Source organism: Gilliamella sp. BG7 (genome assembly GCF_046635565.1).
GTDB lineage: Bacteria > Pseudomonadota > Gammaproteobacteria > Enterobacterales > Orbaceae > Gilliamella > Gilliamella apicola_P.
Genome location: NZ_JBIDFB010000007.1, coordinates 1 through 19,252, shown reverse-complemented (window position 1 = coordinate 19,252; position 19,252 = coordinate 1). Strand labels below are relative to the sequence as shown.

At 34.2% G+C, this 19,252-nt stretch carries 14 protein-coding genes and 1 pseudogene; 10 read left to right on the top strand and 5 right to left on the bottom strand.

From position 1 onward, the window contains the following. Positions 1-55 precede the first annotated feature (55 nt). The 10 genes and pseudogenes from htpG (at position 56) to ACGH49_RS05920 (ending at position 13,297) form a co-directional block, all read left to right on the top strand. Positions 56-1,930, top strand: a complete 1,875-nt coding sequence (gene htpG, locus ACGH49_RS05965) for a molecular chaperone HtpG (protein ID WP_411588610.1) — start codon at positions 56-58, stop codon at positions 1,928-1,930. Between the two features lie 173 nt (positions 1,931-2,103). Next, a complete protein-coding gene (gene licT, locus ACGH49_RS05960) occupies positions 2,104-2,946 on the top strand; it encodes a BglG family transcription antiterminator LicT (RefSeq protein WP_411588609.1) in 843 nt (280 codons plus the stop codon). 188 nt (positions 2,947-3,134) lie between these two features. Further along, positions 3,135-5,015, top strand: coding sequence for a beta-glucoside-specific PTS transporter subunit IIABC (locus ACGH49_RS05955; RefSeq protein ID WP_411588608.1), 1,881 nt, complete (start codon positions 3,135-3,137; stop codon positions 5,013-5,015). Positions 5,016-5,018: 3 nt separating this feature from the next. Beyond that, positions 5,019-6,413: a glycoside hydrolase family 1 protein gene (locus ACGH49_RS05950; RefSeq protein ID WP_411588607.1), complete on the top strand. Its 1,395-nt coding sequence runs from the start codon at positions 5,019-5,021 to the stop codon at positions 6,411-6,413. Between the two features lie 264 nt (positions 6,414-6,677). Continuing rightward, complete coding sequence (locus tag ACGH49_RS05945; protein ID WP_411588605.1) at positions 6,678-8,006, top strand: hypothetical protein; 1,329 nt, start codon at positions 6,678-6,680, stop codon at positions 8,004-8,006. A gap of 13 nt (positions 8,007-8,019) precedes the next feature. Further along, a complete protein-coding gene (locus ACGH49_RS05940) occupies positions 8,020-8,784 on the top strand; it encodes a histidine phosphatase family protein (RefSeq protein ID WP_065609484.1) in 765 nt (254 codons plus the stop codon). A 142-nt stretch (positions 8,785-8,926) separates the two neighbouring features. After that, entirely contained in the window at positions 8,927-9,466 is a 540-nt protein-coding gene (locus tag ACGH49_RS05935) for a methylated-DNA--[protein]-cysteine S-methyltransferase (RefSeq protein WP_065608349.1), read from the top strand. Positions 9,467-9,855: 389 nt separating this feature from the next. Beyond that, positions 9,856-10,980, top strand: a pseudogene (locus tag ACGH49_RS05930) (IS3 family transposase). Between the two features lie 356 nt (positions 10,981-11,336). After that, positions 11,337-11,486 carry a hypothetical protein gene (locus tag ACGH49_RS05925; RefSeq protein ID WP_411588603.1) on the top strand — a complete coding sequence of 50 codons (150 nt, stop codon included), beginning with the start codon at positions 11,337-11,339 and terminating at the stop codon, positions 11,484-11,486. A gap of 491 nt (positions 11,487-11,977) precedes the next feature. Beyond that, a complete protein-coding gene (locus tag ACGH49_RS05920; RefSeq protein WP_411588602.1) occupies positions 11,978-13,297 on the top strand; it encodes a hypothetical protein in 1,320 nt (439 codons plus the stop codon). A 102-nt stretch (positions 13,298-13,399) separates the two neighbouring features. Here the strand turns inward: ACGH49_RS05920 and ACGH49_RS05915 are convergent, their stop codons facing one another. The 5 genes from ACGH49_RS05915 to ACGH49_RS05895 form a co-directional block, all read right to left on the bottom strand. Further along, complete coding sequence (locus tag ACGH49_RS05915) at positions 13,400-14,308, bottom strand: lysine exporter LysO family protein (RefSeq protein ID WP_411588601.1); 909 nt, start codon at positions 14,306-14,308, stop codon at positions 13,400-13,402. A gap of 80 nt (positions 14,309-14,388) precedes the next feature. Then, positions 14,389-15,315 carry a VirK/YbjX family protein gene (locus tag ACGH49_RS05910; protein ID WP_411588599.1) on the bottom strand — a complete coding sequence of 309 codons (927 nt, stop codon included), beginning with the start codon at positions 15,313-15,315 and terminating at the stop codon, positions 14,389-14,391. Between the two features lie 242 nt (positions 15,316-15,557). Further along, complete coding sequence (gene eno / locus ACGH49_RS05905) at positions 15,558-16,859, bottom strand: phosphopyruvate hydratase (protein ID WP_411588598.1); 1,302 nt, start codon at positions 16,857-16,859, stop codon at positions 15,558-15,560. Between the two features lie 47 nt (positions 16,860-16,906). Continuing rightward, positions 16,907-18,544 carry a glutamine hydrolyzing CTP synthase gene (gene pyrG, locus ACGH49_RS05900; RefSeq protein ID WP_065561398.1) on the bottom strand — a complete coding sequence of 546 codons (1,638 nt, stop codon included), beginning with the start codon at positions 18,542-18,544 and terminating at the stop codon, positions 16,907-16,909. 566 nt (positions 18,545-19,110) lie between these two features. Continuing rightward, the coding region (locus ACGH49_RS05895; protein WP_411588684.1) for an IS3 family transposase at positions 19,111-19,252 on the bottom strand (142 nt) is incomplete at its 5' end.

Below are 19,252 nucleotides of genomic sequence, written 5' to 3'. Positions count from 1 at the left end.
TGATATTTATTTTTATATTATTAGGGCTAATTAATTTTATGTGAGGAACTCATCGATGAGCAAAATTGGTACTGAAACTCGTGGATTTCAATCCGAAGTTAAACAAATTCTACATTTAATGATTCACTCTTTATACTCAAATAAAGAGATTTTTTTAAGAGAACTTATTTCAAACGCATCCGATGCAGCCGACAAACTTCGATTTAAAGCGTTAGAAAATCCAGATCTATATGCTGGCGATGGTGAACTTGGTGTGCGCATTTCAACTAATAAAGAAACAGGCACTTTGACTATTACCGATAATGGTATTGGTATGACTCGTGATGAAGTGATTGAAAACTTAGGTACCATTGCTAAATCAGGTACCAAAGCATTTTTAGAGTCCATTGGTAGCGATCAAGCCAAAGATAGCCAATTAATTGGTCAGTTTGGTGTAGGTTTTTATTCTGCTTTTATCGTTGCCGATAAAGTCACTGTTAGAACGCGCGCAGCCACCGCAAAAGCTGACGAAGCAGTTATGTGGGAGTCAACAGGGGAAGGCGAATATACTATATCTGATGATAATAAAGAAACCCGTGGTACAGAAATTACTTTACACTTAAAAGAAGATGAAAAAGAGTTTTTAGACGATTGGCGTTTACGCTCTATTATCAGCAAATATTCTGATCACATTTCACTTCCTGTTGAAGTACAAACTACTGATGAAGAAAGCAAAGAAGTCAAATGGGAAAAAGTTAACAAAGCACAAGCTCTTTGGACTCGTAGTAAATCAGAAGTGACTGACGAGGAATATAAAGAGTTTTATAAACATCTGTCACACGACTTTGCCGATCCATTAAGCTGGAGTCATAACCGTGTTGAAGGTAAACAAGAATATACTAGCTTACTTTATATTCCAGCAAAAGCGCCTTGGGATATGTGGAATCGTGATAATAAACACGGCTTAAAACTGTATGTACAACGTGTATTTATTATGGATGATGCTGAACAATTTATGCCTAACTATTTACGTTTTGTAAAAGGCTTAATTGATTCAAATGATTTGCCATTAAATGTATCGCGCGAAATTTTGCAAGATAACAAAATCACCCAAAACTTACGTAATGCATGTACTAAGCGTGTGTTACAAATGCTTGAAAAACTTGCTAAAGACGATAAAGAACAGTATCAACAGTTCTGGAGTGAGTTTGGTTTAGTATTAAAAGAAGGTACTGGTGAAGACTTTACAAACCGTGAAGCAATTGCAAAATTACTTCGTTTTGCGTCAACTCACACTGATAGCGATGCGCAAACTGTTTCGTTAGATGATTACATTAGCCGTATGCAAGAAGGTCAAGAAAAGATCTACTATATTACCGCTGATAGCTATGGTGCGGCAAAAAATAGTCCTCATCTTGAGCTATTCCGTAAAAAAGGTATTGAAGTATTATTATTGTCCGATCGTATTGATGAATGGATGATGAGTAACTTAACTGAATTTGATGGCAAACAGTTCCAGTCTATCAGTAAATCAGACGAATCAATCGAAAAATTAGCCGATCAAGATATTGAACAACAAAAGCAAGTTGAAAAAGAACTTGAACCATTTATTGAACGAGTTAAAACCGCATTAGGCGATAAAGTGAAAGAAGTAAAATTAACGCATCGCTTAACTGATACACCTGCGATTGTTACCACTGCTGCCGACGAAATGAGCACACAAATGGCTAAATTGTTTGCAGCAGCAGGTCAAAAAGCACCAGAAATCAAATACACGTTTGAAATCAATCCAGATCATAAGCTGGTTAAACGTATTGCCGATACACAAGATGAAAGCATATTTAACGATTGGGTAGAACTACTACTAGATCAGGCTTTACTTGCTGAAAAAGGTTCACTTAGCGATCCAAGTAAATTTATTCAAACCATGAATAAATTATTAACACAATAATAAAATAATAGACTAAGCAGCCTCGATACATTAACCCTATCGGGGCTTTTTTATAGTAAAAGAAAAGCAATATTTTTTTAAAATATGATATTTATCACATTTCTTTATATTTTTGCTTCCGATTTTTTTATGTCTATTCATAATAAATAGACATATATAATTAATCACACCCAATGAAAGTTTATAAAATATTAAACAACAATGTTATTGTTACACTTGATGCTAAAGGTAATGAATTAATTGTTACTGGTCGTGGAATTGGATTTAAAAAACGTGAAGGTGACTTAATTAATACAAATCTTATTGAAAAGCAGTTTTCACTCGATAATAAAGAAACATACCCTAAATTTGAAGAATTACTTTCAAAAATTCCTTTTGAAGTGTTAGCCACATCTGAAATTATTATTAATCATGCAAAACAATGCATAGATGGCATATTACAAGACAGCATTTATATTTCGCTGACCGACCATATCCATTTTGCTATTGAGCGCCACCAGCAAGGATTTGATATTCCTAATGGATTTCTATGGGAAATCAAAAAGTTTTACCCTAAAGAGTTTCAAATCGGTTTGTATGCCTTATCAATAATAAAAGAACGATTATCTGTTGAATTACCTGAAGACGAAGCTGGTTTTATTACTTTTCATATTATCAATGCGCAATTAAATGACACAATGCCCAATATTGTTAATATGACTAAAATCATGCGCGAAATTCTTAATATAGTGAAATACCACTTTAACTTTGAATATGACGAAAATTGCCTATCTTATCAACGTTTTGTTACTCATTTAAAATTTTTTGCTCACCGTATTTTAAGCCACAGCAAGCAAACACAACAAGATAACTCTTTGTATGAATTAGTACGACAAAAATACGAACTAGCCTATATTTGTACTAAACAGATAGATTTACATTTAATACAACAATATCAACATCCACTTTCTGATGACGAAAGTCTCTATTTAACTATTCATATTGAACGATTACGAACTGAACTGAAAAATCAATAATGTGATATAACTCACATTTTAATCATTATATTTAAACAAACTATATCCATTATTCTTAAATCATGCTAATTTTATTAAATCATTTTTGGATTGTTATTGCATAGAAAAGCAGTTAGCTATGCGAGCAAAACCTAAATTCCTTAAATTAAAGGGATTTAGGTTTTTTTTTGCATTGAAAAGGATAAGGTATGAAAAATAAACAGTTTGCCGAATCAATTATTCAACATGTTGGAGGTAAGGACAATGTTATCAGCTTAGTGCATTGTGCTACTCGTTTAAGATTTGTATTAAAGGATGATAACAAAGCCGATGCAGAAACATTAAAAAAGTTAGCTGGTGTGATTACAGTTGTACAAAGTGGAGGACAATTTCAGGTTGTTATCGGTAATAATGTTGCTGATGTATATAGTGACATTATGCAACTGACAAACCTTAATGAAAATAATCAACCAACCTTGCAATCAGGCAAAAAATCGGGGATTTTCTCTAAATTGATTGATCTGGTTTCGGGCATTTTTATTCCAGCTCTTGCTGTACTTGTTGCTGGCGGGATTTTAAAAGGTCTAATCTCGTTGTTACAAGTAATCAATGTCATTATCCCTGAAACACCTACTTATAATTTCCTATTTGCCATTGCTGATGCACCTTTTTATTACCTACCTATTATTTTAGGATTTTCTGCTGTTAAAAAATTTGGCGGTAACCCCTATGTAGGCATGGCAATTGGCGGTGCATTAGTTCACCCTAATATTGTCGGTATGATGGGAGGCGCATTAGAATTACAAACCGAATTCTTTTCAATCCCAATTAGTCTAATCCCTTATGCATCATCGGTATTTCCAATTATTTTAGCGAGTTGGGTATATTCTATATTGGAACGAGCTTTTAATAAAATATTGCATGATTCGTTTAAAAAATTTATCTCGCCATTACTCAGCATATTAATTACCGTACCGTTAACTTTTGCGGTTATTGGCCCTGTTGTGTCAATGTTAAGTGACCTTATTGCCTCTGGAATTATCTTCATCTATCAATTAAATCCTGTAATTGCTTCAATGATTTTAGCAGCTGGCTGGCAAATCATGGTGATATTTGGGGTTCATTGGGGATTAGTACCATTTTCGATGAATAACTTGGCTCTTTATCATGAAGACTTTATGTTACCTATTTTATTACCGGCTGTTTTTGCACAAACAGGGGCAGCATTAGCGGTAATGTTACGTTCTAAAGATAAGCAATTTAAAGCATTAGCAAGTTCATCTGTATTATCAGGGATTTTTGGTGTGACAGAACCCGCAATCTATGGCGTGAATTTACCATTAAAAAAACCATTTGTTATTGGTTGTTTGTCTGCCGCAATTGGTGGGGCTATTGTTGGTTATCATCACACTGTCACTTATTCGTTTGGTATGGTTAGTATATTTTCATTTTTACAATTAATTCCAATTGAAGGGGTTGATGCAAGATTTTATGCGGTTGTTATTGCTACAATTATTTCCTTTACAATTGCAACAATCGTTACTTACTTCTTTGGTATATATAAAGATAAATCTCAAACGAATGAAATTGATAATTCATCTTCTAACAACATCGATACTGAAAATAAAACCACGATTTATAGCCCAATGTCAGGCAAAGTCAATCCATTAAGTGAGGTAAAAGATCCAACATTTGCCAGTGAATTAATGGGTAAAGGTATTGCAATCATTCCAACTGTTGGTCAAGCTGTTGCACCTGATGATGGTGAAGTTGTGTCATTATTTCGAACTAAACACGCAATTGGCTTTCAAACCGAATCTGGAGCTGAAATATTAATTCATATCGGTATTGATACCGTTAAATTAGATGGTCAACATTTTGAGGCTCACGTAGAAGCTGGTAGCAAAGTAAAAAAAGGTGATTTGCTAGTCAGTTTTGATATAGAGGCAATTAAGCAAGCTGGTTTTGAAGTTACCACACCAATTATCATTACTAATAGTGATAGTTATCAAGATATACAATGTATCTTTGAACAAGATAATATTCAAAGTGGAGAGGCTTTATTAGCGTTATCCCAAAATAAGGAGTAAAACATGTCAACAAAATTTCCTAATGATTTTCTTTGGGGCGGTGCCATTGCCGCTAATCAAGTTGAAGGGGCTTACCGTGAAGGTGGCAAAGGTTTATCTACATCAGATTGTACGCCAAATGGTTTATTTGGTGACATCATCAATCGCAATGAAACTGATATTGCGAGTATTAAAGACAAAGCTATCGATTTTTATCATCGCTATCCTGAAGATATTGCTCTATTTGCTGAAATGGGTTTCACTTGTCTACGCACATCAATTGCTTGGACACGCATATTTCCTAATGGCGATGAAGAACAACCAAATGAAGTTGGTTTAGCCTTTTATGATAAATTATTTGATAAAATGGCAAAACACAACATAAAACCACTAGTCACTTTATCACATTATGAAATGCCCTATTATCTTGTTACTCAATATGGTGGATGGGAAAATCGTAAAGTCATTGAATTTTTCACTCATTACGCTAAAACTGTTTTTGAACGCTATAAAAATAAGGTTAAATATTGGCTTACCTTCAATGAAATCAACATGTCATTACATGAACCTTTCACCGGTGTTGGTTTGGACAGAAATAGCACCAAACAGCAAATCTACCAAGCAATCCATCATCAATTAGTTGCTAGCGGCCGAGCGGTTAAACTCTGTCATCAAATCATTCCAGATGCAAAAATTGGTAACATGTTATTAGGTGCTGTGGCTTACCCTCTTACACCAAAACCTGAAGATGTTTGGGAAACTCATCAAGAAAATCATGGTTGGTTATTTTTTGGGGATGTTCAGGTGCGTGGTTATTACCCAACCTATATGAATCGCTTCTTTAAAGAAAATCATATTAAGCTTGATATTACTGAACAAGATAAACAAGATCTAAAAGAAACAGTCGATTTTGTTTCATTTAGTTATTACATGAGTTGCTGTGCAACAAATGATGAGTCACAAAAAACCAAAGGTAATATTTTAGATATGGTGCCTAACCCTTATCTTAAAGCTTCCGAGTGGGGATGGCAGATCGATCCAATTGGGATTCGTTATCTTCTTAATTTACTTTATGAGCGTTATCAAAAACCGTTATTTATTGTCGAAAATGGCTTAGGTGCTAAAGATAAATTAGAAGTAGACAATACAATTAATGATGATTATCGGATTAATTATATGAATGATCATTTAGTACAAATCAGAGAAGCCATTAACGATGGTGTTGAAGTCATGGGATACACCAGCTGGGGACCAATAGATCTTATCAGTGCATCTAAAGCCGAAGTCACTAAACGCTATGGATTTATTTATGTAGATCTAAATCAAGATGGCACAGGCACATTAAATCGTTATAAAAAGAAAAGCTTCTACTGGTATCAATCCGTGATTTCATCACAAGGTAAAAATTTGAAAGCATAAAATAATCTGGGAGGATTGATGCTACTTATCCCCCTATTATTTTTTAATAAACATGTGACAAGGTAAATAACTAATCGAATAGAGATATAAATTATTTAAATTAATCATATTACTATAAAAACATATATACATAAAAATAAAACAAAACTTTAAATTATTAGATTGTTACTGCTTTTTGGCAGGCAAAACCTAAATATTAATTAGAGAGTTATCTCTGATTTGGTATTTAGGTTTTTAATATAAAAACGATTAGGAAAAAGAACAATGAAAATAAAATATCTCACAACAATGCTATTAGGGATATCAAGTTATTCTATTCTAGCAAATGCAACAACCCAAAACTCAATCCTCGATGATACATTTTTTAAAGAAACCAAATTTATATTTTCTACCCGAAACCATTGGAAATATTTAAAAGAAAATGCATCCCAACCTAAAGAGGTACACAGCGCTTGGGGGCAAGCATTTAGTTTTGATTATAAATCGGGTTATTTATTTGACATGATTGGTTTTGATGTCACCTATGATAACATAATAAGATTAGGCGCTAGTGATTACTTTGCGACCCGTAACCTACTTTATAACGATGGTAAAGGCTATAACAAACATAACGCTCACGGATTTAATAAATTTACCCAACGTTATGCCAAAATAAAATTAGGTAATGATGACATTAACTTTAATGGTAAAGCAGGATGGCATAGCTTGAAAGATTTAGGCGTCATAAGTTCAACCAAACATCTTACTCGCAATAGCTATCTTGGTTATAGCGGAATTCTAAAATATGATAACGTTTATTTTTCATTAGCTTATATTGATAGCACCCTACCCCGCGAATCTGCTAAAAAATTGCGTTTTTTAACGGCAGATCGTAAAAAAGTCATTAATAATATTTCAACAGCTGAGATCGCTTATAAAGATAAAGATCTCACTTTAGATTATTCTTATGGTGTTGCTAAAGATTATTTAAGACGCCATGTAATTGAATTGTCTTATAAACCAATACAAAAATTAATCTTAGGTGGACAATTCTACGGAAGTTATGCTCTTGACAATTATGATGCCATGAAACAAAACAAAAAGGAGTTTGAAGATCACGCATGGCACTATGCAACCGATGTCGAATGGAAAGAAGAAGACTGGAGTATTAAAGTCGGTTTAGCTTATACAGATGCTAACAAACATAACGCTATCGGATATTATAATCGACATTTGGGTAAAAATACTCGTGCTCGTTTTAACGGTCTTGCCGCTGCTGGCGCAGATTATTTGCGTGATGGTGAACTGGTACTAACAACAGTAATGAGTTATGATTTTATTAAAGATAATAGTACAGGCTTATATATGAATTATGGCCAATTTAACTACAAACATAATACATTAAAAAATGGCGAAATTAACGTTTTTGATATATGGAAACCAACTAGTGGCGCTTTTAGAAATTTTTCTATTTTATCGAAGGTTGGATATGGTTGGTCTTATAAAACAGTCAGTGCTTCGGATCTAACACCAAAACTTAGACACGGAAAATACCAACGTTCACCTTCACTTTCGGCGGAAACGGTAATTGATTACCGATTTAATTTATTATAAAGAGGACAAAACAATGAAAAAATTTATTATATTAATTAGTTCATTAATTATTTCAATAACGACCTTATCGCAAGCTTTTGCGGATGATGTATATATCTATGTCACTCGCCATGGTAAAACTATGTTTAATAACGTACACCGTGCCCAAGGATGGTCTGATACACCGCTAACAAAGCCAGGTGTCGAGGTTGCAGAACAATTAGGACGAGGGTTGAGAGATGTCAAATTTATTTCAGTTTATTCAAGTGATTTAGGTAGAGCACGACAAACTGCTCGCATTGTTTTAGAAACTAAAGGCGATAAAATTCAAATTAATGAAATGGAAGGCTTGCGTGAACAGTGTTTTGGCGATTATGAAGGAGATTTTGATCCGAACATGTGGACACCAGCTGCACAGCATTTAGGTTATGCATCAGATAAAGAGCTAATGGCGGATATGGCTCAAGGCAAGGTTACCCTAAAAGCAATGATGGATGCAATCGCCGCAGTTGAGAAATCAGGCGAAGCCGAAGACTACAATAAAGTAAAAAATCGTATGCAAGCATCATTAAAAGCCATTGCTGAATCAGCCAAAGCACAAGGTGGTGGCAACGTGCTTGTGGTATCTCACGGTTTAGCAATTATGGCTATGGTTCAAGAATGGCAAGATAAACCAATTACAGCTGGATTAGGTAACGCAAGTGTTACTAAAATTCGTTACACCGACGATGGTAAATTTATTGTTGAAAGCCTTGGAGATATGAGCTACGTCGAAAAAGGTAAAAATCAAGCAAAATAACTTCAAAATGTATGGCTCACCAATGAGCCATATTCCACATTTACTATTAACTCATAATATTAATCGATAAATTTGTAGTATTTATCGCTATAAACAAGCATAATTTAATAGTGTATTTATTAAATATTACTAAAAGGCCAATATGTTTTATTTATGCAATTACTCATCTCCAGTGGGACTAATAACCCTAGCCAGTCAACAAAATAAGTTAGTTGGGGCTTGGATTGAAGGTGAAAAATATTTTGGTCATATACTCAATACACGAACAGAAGAAAAATCTAATTTAACCATTTTTAACTCAACAAAAAAATGGCTTGATGATTATTTTTTAGAAAAAAGACCGAATCCATACCAATTAGAGCTCGCACCAAATGGCACGCCTTTTCGAAACTTAGTATGGGAAATTTTATGCAAAATTCCATATGGCCAGGTCATTACTTACGGCGATATCGCAAAACAGATCGCCATTAAAACAAACAAAGCAAGCATGTCTAGCCAAGCCGTAGGCGGGGCTGTTGGTCATAATCCCATATCAATCATTATTCCTTGCCACCGAGTTATCGGCGCAAACGGTAATTTAACAGGTTATGCTGGTGGAATAGATAAAAAAATAAAGTTATTAACATTAGAAAGTATTAACACGGATCAATTCTTTATTCCAACCAAAGGGACTGCACTTTAATTTACAAATAGAAAAACTGTTGCCAATGTTTTAAGAACACAATCAAATTTTTATTAAAGTGTATGAAAACGCCGAGTTGTTTACACTTCATGGTTAAAATAATCCTCTAAAAACTCATAAGGCGTTTTTCCAAAAATTATTTTATGCGGTTTAACGGTATTATAAAAATTAATAAAGCGTTTAGGCTTTTGTTTTCTCTCATTTGAATCGCTAAATATATTCTGATTATGCCACATCGCAATTCAAAGTTCGTATCACTCTTTCGGCTTTCCCATTAGTTTGCGGACGGGCGGGTTTGGTGAATTTTTGATTGGATCGGCTACACTAATTAGTACCAGTTTTATAAGGTCATTGTTATGATAAACTAAAAATAAAAGAAGGTAACAACAATGGCAATCGATTCATCGCGAAGAAGAAAACGTAGCTTTACTAACGAGTTCAAAAAACAAATGGTCATGCTATATCAAAATGGTAAAAAACGTGTGGATATCGTCGCAGCGTATGACCTCACCAAATCAGCATTAGATAAGTGGATAACGCAGTACTAAACTACCGGCTCATTCATCGCAAAAGATAATCAGTCGAACTGAAGAGAACGAACTTATCGCGCTACGCAAAGAGAATAAACGCTTGTTAATGGAGAATGATATCCTAAAGCAAGCGGCGTTGATAATGGGAAGAAAATCGAGTTAATTTTACATAATAAGCATCGATACAGCTTACGTGCATTATGTCGATGTTTAAATGTAACCCGAAATCGTTTCTATTATCAACGGCAATTGACGCAGCAACCACAAGATATATCGCTGAGTGAAATAGTGGGTGAAATTTTTAATAATAATTATCAAGCTTATGGTACAAGGCGTCTGCAAGCAGAGCTGAGAAAGCAAGGCATAACCGTATCTCGACGCCGAATAGGTCGAATCATGGCGAAAAATGGCTGGGTTTCGAAATACACCTGTAAAAAATATTGTATTCAAACAGAAAAAAGCAATGAATCGCTGGTGGGGAATGAACTTAATCGAGAATTTGATATAGGTCAACCACAAAAGATATTAGTGACCAATTTAACCTATGTGAAGGTTAAACAACGTTAGCACCACTTTCGTGTAATTGTTGATATCAGTAATCGAGAAATAGTGGGACGAAGTGCTGGCAGGCATAAAACAGTGGCACTGGTCATGCAAGCTATGAGTCAAATTCCAATGAACTTACAGACGATTGAGTTGTTTCATTCTGATAGAGGTAAAGAGTTTGATAATCATTTGATTGATGAATGTTTAACAGCATTTGGAATTAAACAGTCGTTAAGTCGCAAAGGCTGCCTCTATGATAACGCAATTGCAGAAAGCACATTTAAAGCAGTGAAAACAGAATTTGTGTCAAATACTATTTTTGATTCACTGGCGCAACTTAAATTGGAATTTAATCACTATGTGGATTGGTTTAATTATAACCGACTTCATTTAACATTAAATTACCAGTCGCCGATTGAATACAAAAGAAATCGATGACCTTATCTTTTTAGTACTAAAAGTGTGGACATACCACATTACAGTAATTTGAGAAACTACTGTAATGAATACACATAAAAAACAAAACTAACGCCTTATCACCAGACAAGAGATATTGCGCTTATATCATAAAGAAAAAATAACAGCCACTGATTTGGCAAAACGCTGGTCAGTCGCCCTACCATTTATAACGTACTAAAGAAAGCTCGATTAAAGCTTTTGTCTCTTTAAGCAGTAAGAATGAACGTTATAAAAACATCAGTTATGAAATAAAACGTCTAATTAAAGTCTAAAATTCCATTGAAGATAAATTAAGACGACAGGCTAAACGTTATAACAAAACCTATCTAGGTGAAATGTTGCATGTTGATACCAACCGTTTACCTTTACTTAAAAATGAAACGAAACGGCAAATTAGAGAATATTTTTTTGTTGGCATAGATGATTTTTCATGTGAGCTTTATGCTGGTATTTACCCTGATAAATCCCAATTTAGTTCAGCATAGTTTTTACAAAACGATGAGTTAACCCAATCACCTTATACTATTGAATGCATTTATTCCGATAATGGGCGTGAATATCAAGGCATAAGTGAACACCAATTTGTTAAAATATGTCATAACCATCGTATCAATCAAAAATCCACCAAACCCGCCAGACAACACAATGGGAAAGCTGAAAAAATGATACAAACTTTGAATTGAGATGTGGGATAATTAACAAATATTTAGTAATGCAAAAGACAGGCAACAAAGCTTAAACGTTTCATTAATTTTTATAATATCGTTAAACCGCATAAAGCGATTTCAGGGAAAACGCCTTATGAGTTTTTAGAGGACTATTTTAATCATGAAGTGTAAACAACTCGACGCTTTTCTATAAGCAAACAATCTTCTATTTTTTATTTCTCTGTATTGTATATACTGTAGATTATTAATCTTTTTATTTTAGTTAACTGTAACTAATAAAAATATTTAATACTAGATAGGTGAAAATCATGAATGATATCGAAACACAAGAAGCTTTGTTTAACCTTTCTCAAAAAGCGACACCAATTGATGCAATTAATTTTTATAAAGACAACTACGAAATATTAAAATATTGGCGTTATATTTATGCATCTGATAACAATGAAGGAACATTCAAATTAAAAAATACTATTATTGATGAAACAGTAGGTATCCAATCAATTTATAAAGGCAAATCATTATTTATTATTGATTCTAATATGATTGGTCACAATAATACAGTCCCATATTTATGTGGTTTGGGTACTTACTTTGATTCTAATACTGCCAGTTATATTTATTCTCTTGCCTATAAAAATCATCATACAGAACAATTAAAAAAGAGATTGAAGCAAATTCAAGCCCTAAATATTGATTACAGTAATGTAAATCCTTATTTTTATCTTTATGAAGCACAACGGCATTATCAATCTAACCCTGAAACTATCGAATGTAGTAAAAAAACATTTGCAGCCATAAATGCTTTAAAAAAAATTGATTGCCCTTTGGATGAAAAGTGGTCAAGGATATATCAGGCCAATTTTCGTGAGCAATCTGAACATGAGATTGAGCCAATATTCAATAGTTTTCTGGATAATCTAAATAATGGATTAAGTGAGGCTATTAATTTTCGGTGCTTATTAATTGAACTTTTATTGACTCAGAGTAAAATTCTTGAGATATCTTCTTGTAAATCACCTGAAAATAAATTAGAACAACTCTTTCACTTCATGGATAAAGACTTGGAAATACTCATGATTCGAGAGCTAGCATGCTGTGCAGATATTTTGTTCCATGATAATTTTTCTTCATTAACACAAAAGCTCAATGGATTACATCAAAAGCAAGATCCTATTAAATTCATTCAAAACTGTGCATGGGATCTTTTTATTTTTCGATTGATGGATGATTTGAGTAATACATATACTGAACCTAAGAAACCAGATTTTTATATTTCACATTTAGTCGCTTGTGATAGAGATATATGGGGGATAGCCAAACTATCATCCTTAAAAGGTATTGCATTGCATACCAAATCTAGCCTTGTTATCCCTTTCATGGAACACGATCCTCAACAATGGTTAGAACAAAAAATAGGCAGTCAAAAACTGGCAAATCTATGTCACTGTTTTGATCCAGAGTCAAGAGAAAGAAGACTTGGCTGGATGCACTCCAATAATAGAGATAGTGAATTTCAGCATAAAATGAAAAAAATTTTTGATTTGGCCGATGAAAAAAGAAAAGAATTACTTCTTCACCTTAGCAAACAAGAATGTAAATACCCCATAGTTAGTACAAAACAGACGTAGAAAATCATGCTGCTTGTTTTTATATTTTAAATTCAATGGGCGTCATATTATTTAGTGCCTCATGTGGTCTTTCAGTATTATGTTGGCTTGGCTTTCTTTAGGCTAAAATCCACCATAGTTAAATAGCGTAATAAATATCGGCATAATTAGTGTCAATAAAAAACCTTGGGCAATAGCGGCAGGTACAATGGCTATTCCACCACCTTTTTGTAGCATGGGGAGTGTAAAATCCATTGATGTTGCACCACACAGACCTAATGTGGTTAATTGGTAGCGTTTAATTAGTGTTGGGATTAAGATAATTGCGCATAATTCACGCAGAATATCATTTAAAAACGTGGCACTACCAATAATTGGACCATGGGCTTCTGCCATTAAAATACCCGATAACGAATACCAACCAAAACCCGATGACATAGCAAGACCAACTCGTGCGGGCAAATCTAAAACAAATGACACAACAATGCCCCCCCAAAATGCACTTATCGTAACTATTAGCGTTGTAATTATGCCTATTTTGTTGAGCAGAATATGCTTGATTGAAATATTATTACTGCGTAATTGAATACCGACTAAAAACAATAAAAAAACCAATACAACTTGAGTGGTACTTTCTGCATATTGCCAAATAAATAATGGAAATAATCCGCAAATAAACCCGATAATTAATGCAATACAAACACGCAATGACTCAAAAATCATTTTAAAACGTGATTCGTAAGTTTGATCTGTTTTATATGCTTTGGTAGAAAGAAAATAATCAAAAATAATTAAAACAACAAAATTACCGCCAAATGTACAAACAAAAAGAACACCGGTATAACATAAAATCATTTGTAAATTTGTAGTTAAGTTATCTAAATGTGCAAGTTCAGATCCCATAATGAATAAAATAAGGTAAACCATCCAACTCAATGTTTGGTTAATCTTGGTCATCAAATTATCATTTTTAATCTTAATTAAATAACCAATAAACAATGGCACTAACGCAATAAGAATACCAAAATACATATTTTATTCCTTAACTATTCTTGATTTTTATTTTTAAATAATTGGATCAAACCTATGTTTTAAAATATTACTGCTAATCATCAAGACAATGATGCTAATTTTTGCTCAATATTAAGTTGAAGCTGATCCAATAAAGCGTAACGATTTCGATATTCTGAACGTTTTTTACTGGCGATTTCTTCAATGGATTTTCGATTAGTTTGGCTTGGTAATATAAATAAACCATTGGCATCTTGTTTGCTATCAAGTGTTAACCAAAAATCATCATAATCAGACAAAATACGCTCCTGACGGCTGTTATAACGCCAATTATTATATATATGGGTTTTATTGCCCACAGCAACAATTTGCGTTAACTGATAATAACGTGCAACCGTCAACGCAGCCTCGACAGCAATACGTTTAGGAAACAACCCATAGCACGCTTTAGTTGCTTTTTGCACACGCGTGCGCGCATCATCATGTCCTGTGCCTTGTAATCCTGCAATAAATAGTGTTGGCTTACCTTGATATTCTACGATTGAAAACGTCAAAGTGGCTAAGTCGATGCCATCACTATCATAAAAATAAAGGCTGATTTCGCCCTCTCTTGCAAATTTATTACGGGCTTGCACTGCTATTTGAATGCTTTGTTCATTTTTAACCGTTACATCAGCCAATACAAAAGGCAATTGTGGATTATAAAAAGCCTTGCTTACGCTGTCAGGTTGTTTAGCTAAAAAATCATAGTGATATGCCAAAGCGTCATAACGGGCTTTTTGACTCAAGCAAGAAGCTAAATAAGGACGCTGTAATTTACACGGCAAATTTGTTTGGCACGAAAAATAATCGCCAAGTAGTGGGTACTGTCTTAATTTATTAAGCCATTTTAAAGTGATTGGACTTAAAAACAAGGTTCTGAAAAAAAACTTATAACGATAAGTCGGATTAAGCCATAATTCGTTTAATGGTAATTTACCAGTATAAAGCCAGTTAAAAAGTTGCCATTTACTTTTTGGCCTAGACATATTCGTAATATTATTCATAAGTAGAAATTAAAATCGAGTTAGTTATTCTGTCAATTACTGGCGATTAAATCAATACGCATTGATATTTATAATCAGCCATAAAAAAATCAAACGATAAGAGTACAACACAACCTAAGTTGGTGCAACTGTTCCTATGATTATGTAAGATTAAATTAAATAAAAATAAAAAACGGTGAGCTAGTCACCGTTTTTTAAGCAATAATATCTTTTATAAAAAAGAATTATTGACCTTTAACTTCTTTTAAACCGTTGAATGGTGCTTTTGAACCTAAAGCTTCTTCAATACGGATTAATTGGTTATATTTAGCAACACGGTCAGAACGGCTCATTGAACCAGTTTTGATTTGACCTGCTGCTAAACCTACTGCTAAATCAGCAATTGTTGAATCTTCGGTTTCACCGCTACGGTGAGAAATAACTGCAGTATAGCCTGCATCTTTCGCCATTTTAACTGCAGCGATAGACTCAGTTAATGTACCGATTTGGTTTACTTTAACTAAGATAGAGTTAGCGATACCTTTTTCAATACCTTGCTTGAAGATTTTAGTATTAGTCACAAATAGATCATCACCCACTAATTGGATTTTGTGACCTAGTGCTTGAGTTTGGTAAGCCCAACCTTCCCAATCGCTTTCATCTAAACCGTCTTCGATTGATAGGATTGGATATTCATTAGTTAAACCTTCTAAGTAATGAGTAAATTCTTGAGCAGTGAATTCTTTGTTACCCTCACCTTTCAATACATATTTACCAGTTTCTTTGTTATAGAATTCAGAAGCCGCACAGTCCATTGCTAAAGTGATGTCTTTACCTAAAACATAACCTGCTTTTTCCACTGCTTCTTTAATACATGCTAAAGCTTCAGCATTTGAACCTAAGTTAGGCGCAAAACCACCTTCATCACCAACAGCAGTATTCATACCTTTAGCATGTAAAACTTTTGCTAAGTTGTGGAATACTTCTGAACCCATACGGATTGCTTCGCGTACTGTTTTAGCACCAACTGGTTGAATCATAAATTCTTGTAAGTCGATGTTATTATCAGCGTGCTCACCACCGTTGATGATGTTCATCATAGGTAATGGCATTGAATATTGACCTGGAGTACCATTAAGGTCAGCAATGTGTTGATAAAGTGGCACACCTTTAGCTGCTGCAGCTGCTTTAGCCGTTGCTAAAGATACAGCAAGAATTGAGTTAGCACCTAAATTAGATTTAAAATCAGTTCCATCTAAGTCAAGCATAGCTTGGTCGACAGCGGCTTGATCTAACGCATCTTTACCCACTACAGCTTTAGCAATTGGGCCGTTAACGTTTTCAACCGCTTTTAATACGCCTTTACCTAAAAAGCGAGATTTGTCACCATCACGAAGTTCTAACGCTTCACGTGAACCTGTTGACGCACCAGATGGCACGATTGCAAGACCAACAAATCCACCTTCTAAATGAACTTCCGCTTCAACAGTTGGATTACCACGAGAGTCGATCACTTCACGACCATGTACTTTAACGATTTTTGCCATGTTATTTTCCTCTATATGACAGATATATTACAAATGTTAATTTAAAACTATTTTTGTTGCTGCTCTTGATAAGCTTTGGCAGCTTTTATAAAACTACTAAATAGTGGATGTCCATCTCGTGGTGTTGATGTGAATTCTGGATGGAACTGACACGCAACAAACCATGGATGATCTGGGATTTCGATAATCTCAACCAACTTTCTATCCGTTGAAAGACCGGTAACCTTTAACCCAGCTTTAACCACTTCAGGCAATAAATTATTATTTACTTCATAACGATGTCGATGACGCTCGGTAATCGATTCATTTTTATACATACCGTATACTAATGAATTTGGCTCTAAATGACAAATCTGAGACCCTAAACGCATTGTACCGCCTAAATCGCTGTTTTCATTACGTTGCACAACATTACCTGACTGATCACTCCACTCAGTAATTAAAGCAATAATTGGACTTGCGCAATCTTTCACAAATTCGGTTGAATTTGCATCTTTAATACCCGCAACATTACGTGCATATTCGATCATAGCCACTTGTAAACCAAGGCAGATACCTAAGTACGGGATCTTGTTTTCACGGGCATAGCGAGCTGCCATAATTTTGCCTTCAACACCACGATAACCAAATCCACCAGGAATTAAGATAGCATCTAAACCTTCTAGCAAATCAGTACCACGTGACTCAAGATCTTCTGAATCAATATAACGGATATTCACCGTTAAACGATTTTTTAATCCACCGTGTTTTAATGCTTCATTCACTGATTTATAGGCATCGGGTAAAGCAATATATTTACCCACCATACCAATAGTCACTTCACCAACTGGGTTCGCTTCTTCATAAATGACTTGTTCCCATTGAGAAAGATCGGCCTCTTTACAATCAAGATTGAAACGTTTACAAACAAAAGTATCTAAGTTTTGTGATTTTAATAATGCCGGAATTTTATAAATAGAATCGACATCTTTAAGTGAAATCACTGCACGCTCAGGCACGTTACAAAATAGTGCAATTTTAGCTCGTTCATGAGCAGGAATAATGCGATCGGATCGACAAATTAATACATCGGGTTGAATACCAATTGACAACAACTCTTTTACTGAATGTTGCGTAGGTTTGGTTTTGACTTCACCAGCAGAGGCCAAATAAGGTACTAACGTTAAGTGCATAAATAATGTATGTTCACGGCCAACATCAACCGCTAATTGACGAATCGCTTCTAAAAAAGGAAGTGATTCAATATCACCAACAGTACCACCAATTTCAACAATTGCAACGTCAAAACCTTTTGCTCCATCAATTACACGTGATTTAATTGCATTAGTGATATGAGGAATAACTTGAACCGTAGCCCCTAAATAATCACCACGTCGCTCTTTTCGTAACACATCAGAATAAATACGTCCTGTAGTGAAATTATTTTTTCGCGTCATTTTAGTGCGAATAAAACGTTCATAATGACCTAAATCAAGATCGGTTTCTGCACCATCTTCAGTCACAAACACTTCACCATGTTGAATAGGACTCATTGTACCTGGATCGACATTGATATAGGGATCAAGTTTGAGCATGGTGACATTTAAATTGCGGGCTTCTAAAATTGCAGCTAGAGATGCTGCGGCAATGCCTTTACCAAGGGAAGAAACGACACCGCCTGTAACAAAAATATAATTCGTGACCATTAATACCAGACCATTATTAATTTATTAGAACAATATTGCATCGATTTTAAGACATCAAAACCAATACAACATACAAGAATCAGACGGGAATGTAGTATAACAGAATCTGCCTTATCTCACAATTGAATAATGAGTTTTAACTAATTCTTTTAAAAGGGAGCATTAGCCAAATTTGCTCCCATTTTTGAGTTAGCACTTTAACAATATACCAAGAATTTTATTACGTCCATCTAAATCGAGTTATCCTTTATAATTAGCTTCAACACATCACTCTGTCATTTTTTAAGGTGTAAGAATTACTCACGTTGCTTACAGTAATTTGAGAAACTACTGTAATGAATATAAATAAAAAACAAAACTATGATCCTCGCTAAAGAAGAGGAACAATAATAATTTATTAGAACTATTTATCCCTAAATTCTAATTGGCTAAGATGTATATACCCCCTTTGTTGCTCGATCATTAGCTAAACCTACATATAACCATTCTTGATTTTTTTCTCTATCAATAGATTTTGAATATAACTTGATCACATCAGTTTTATTTGGTTGATCCTCGCCAAAATATTAGACAGTGCCCACCTCTATCATTTTTTCGTTTTGGTAATATTGTTGTTCATATTGTTCAGGTGATACCCAGCCATTGGCTGAATGACGGCGTATCCGATTATAATAGATTTCAATATATTCAAATAGTGCTTTATTAGCC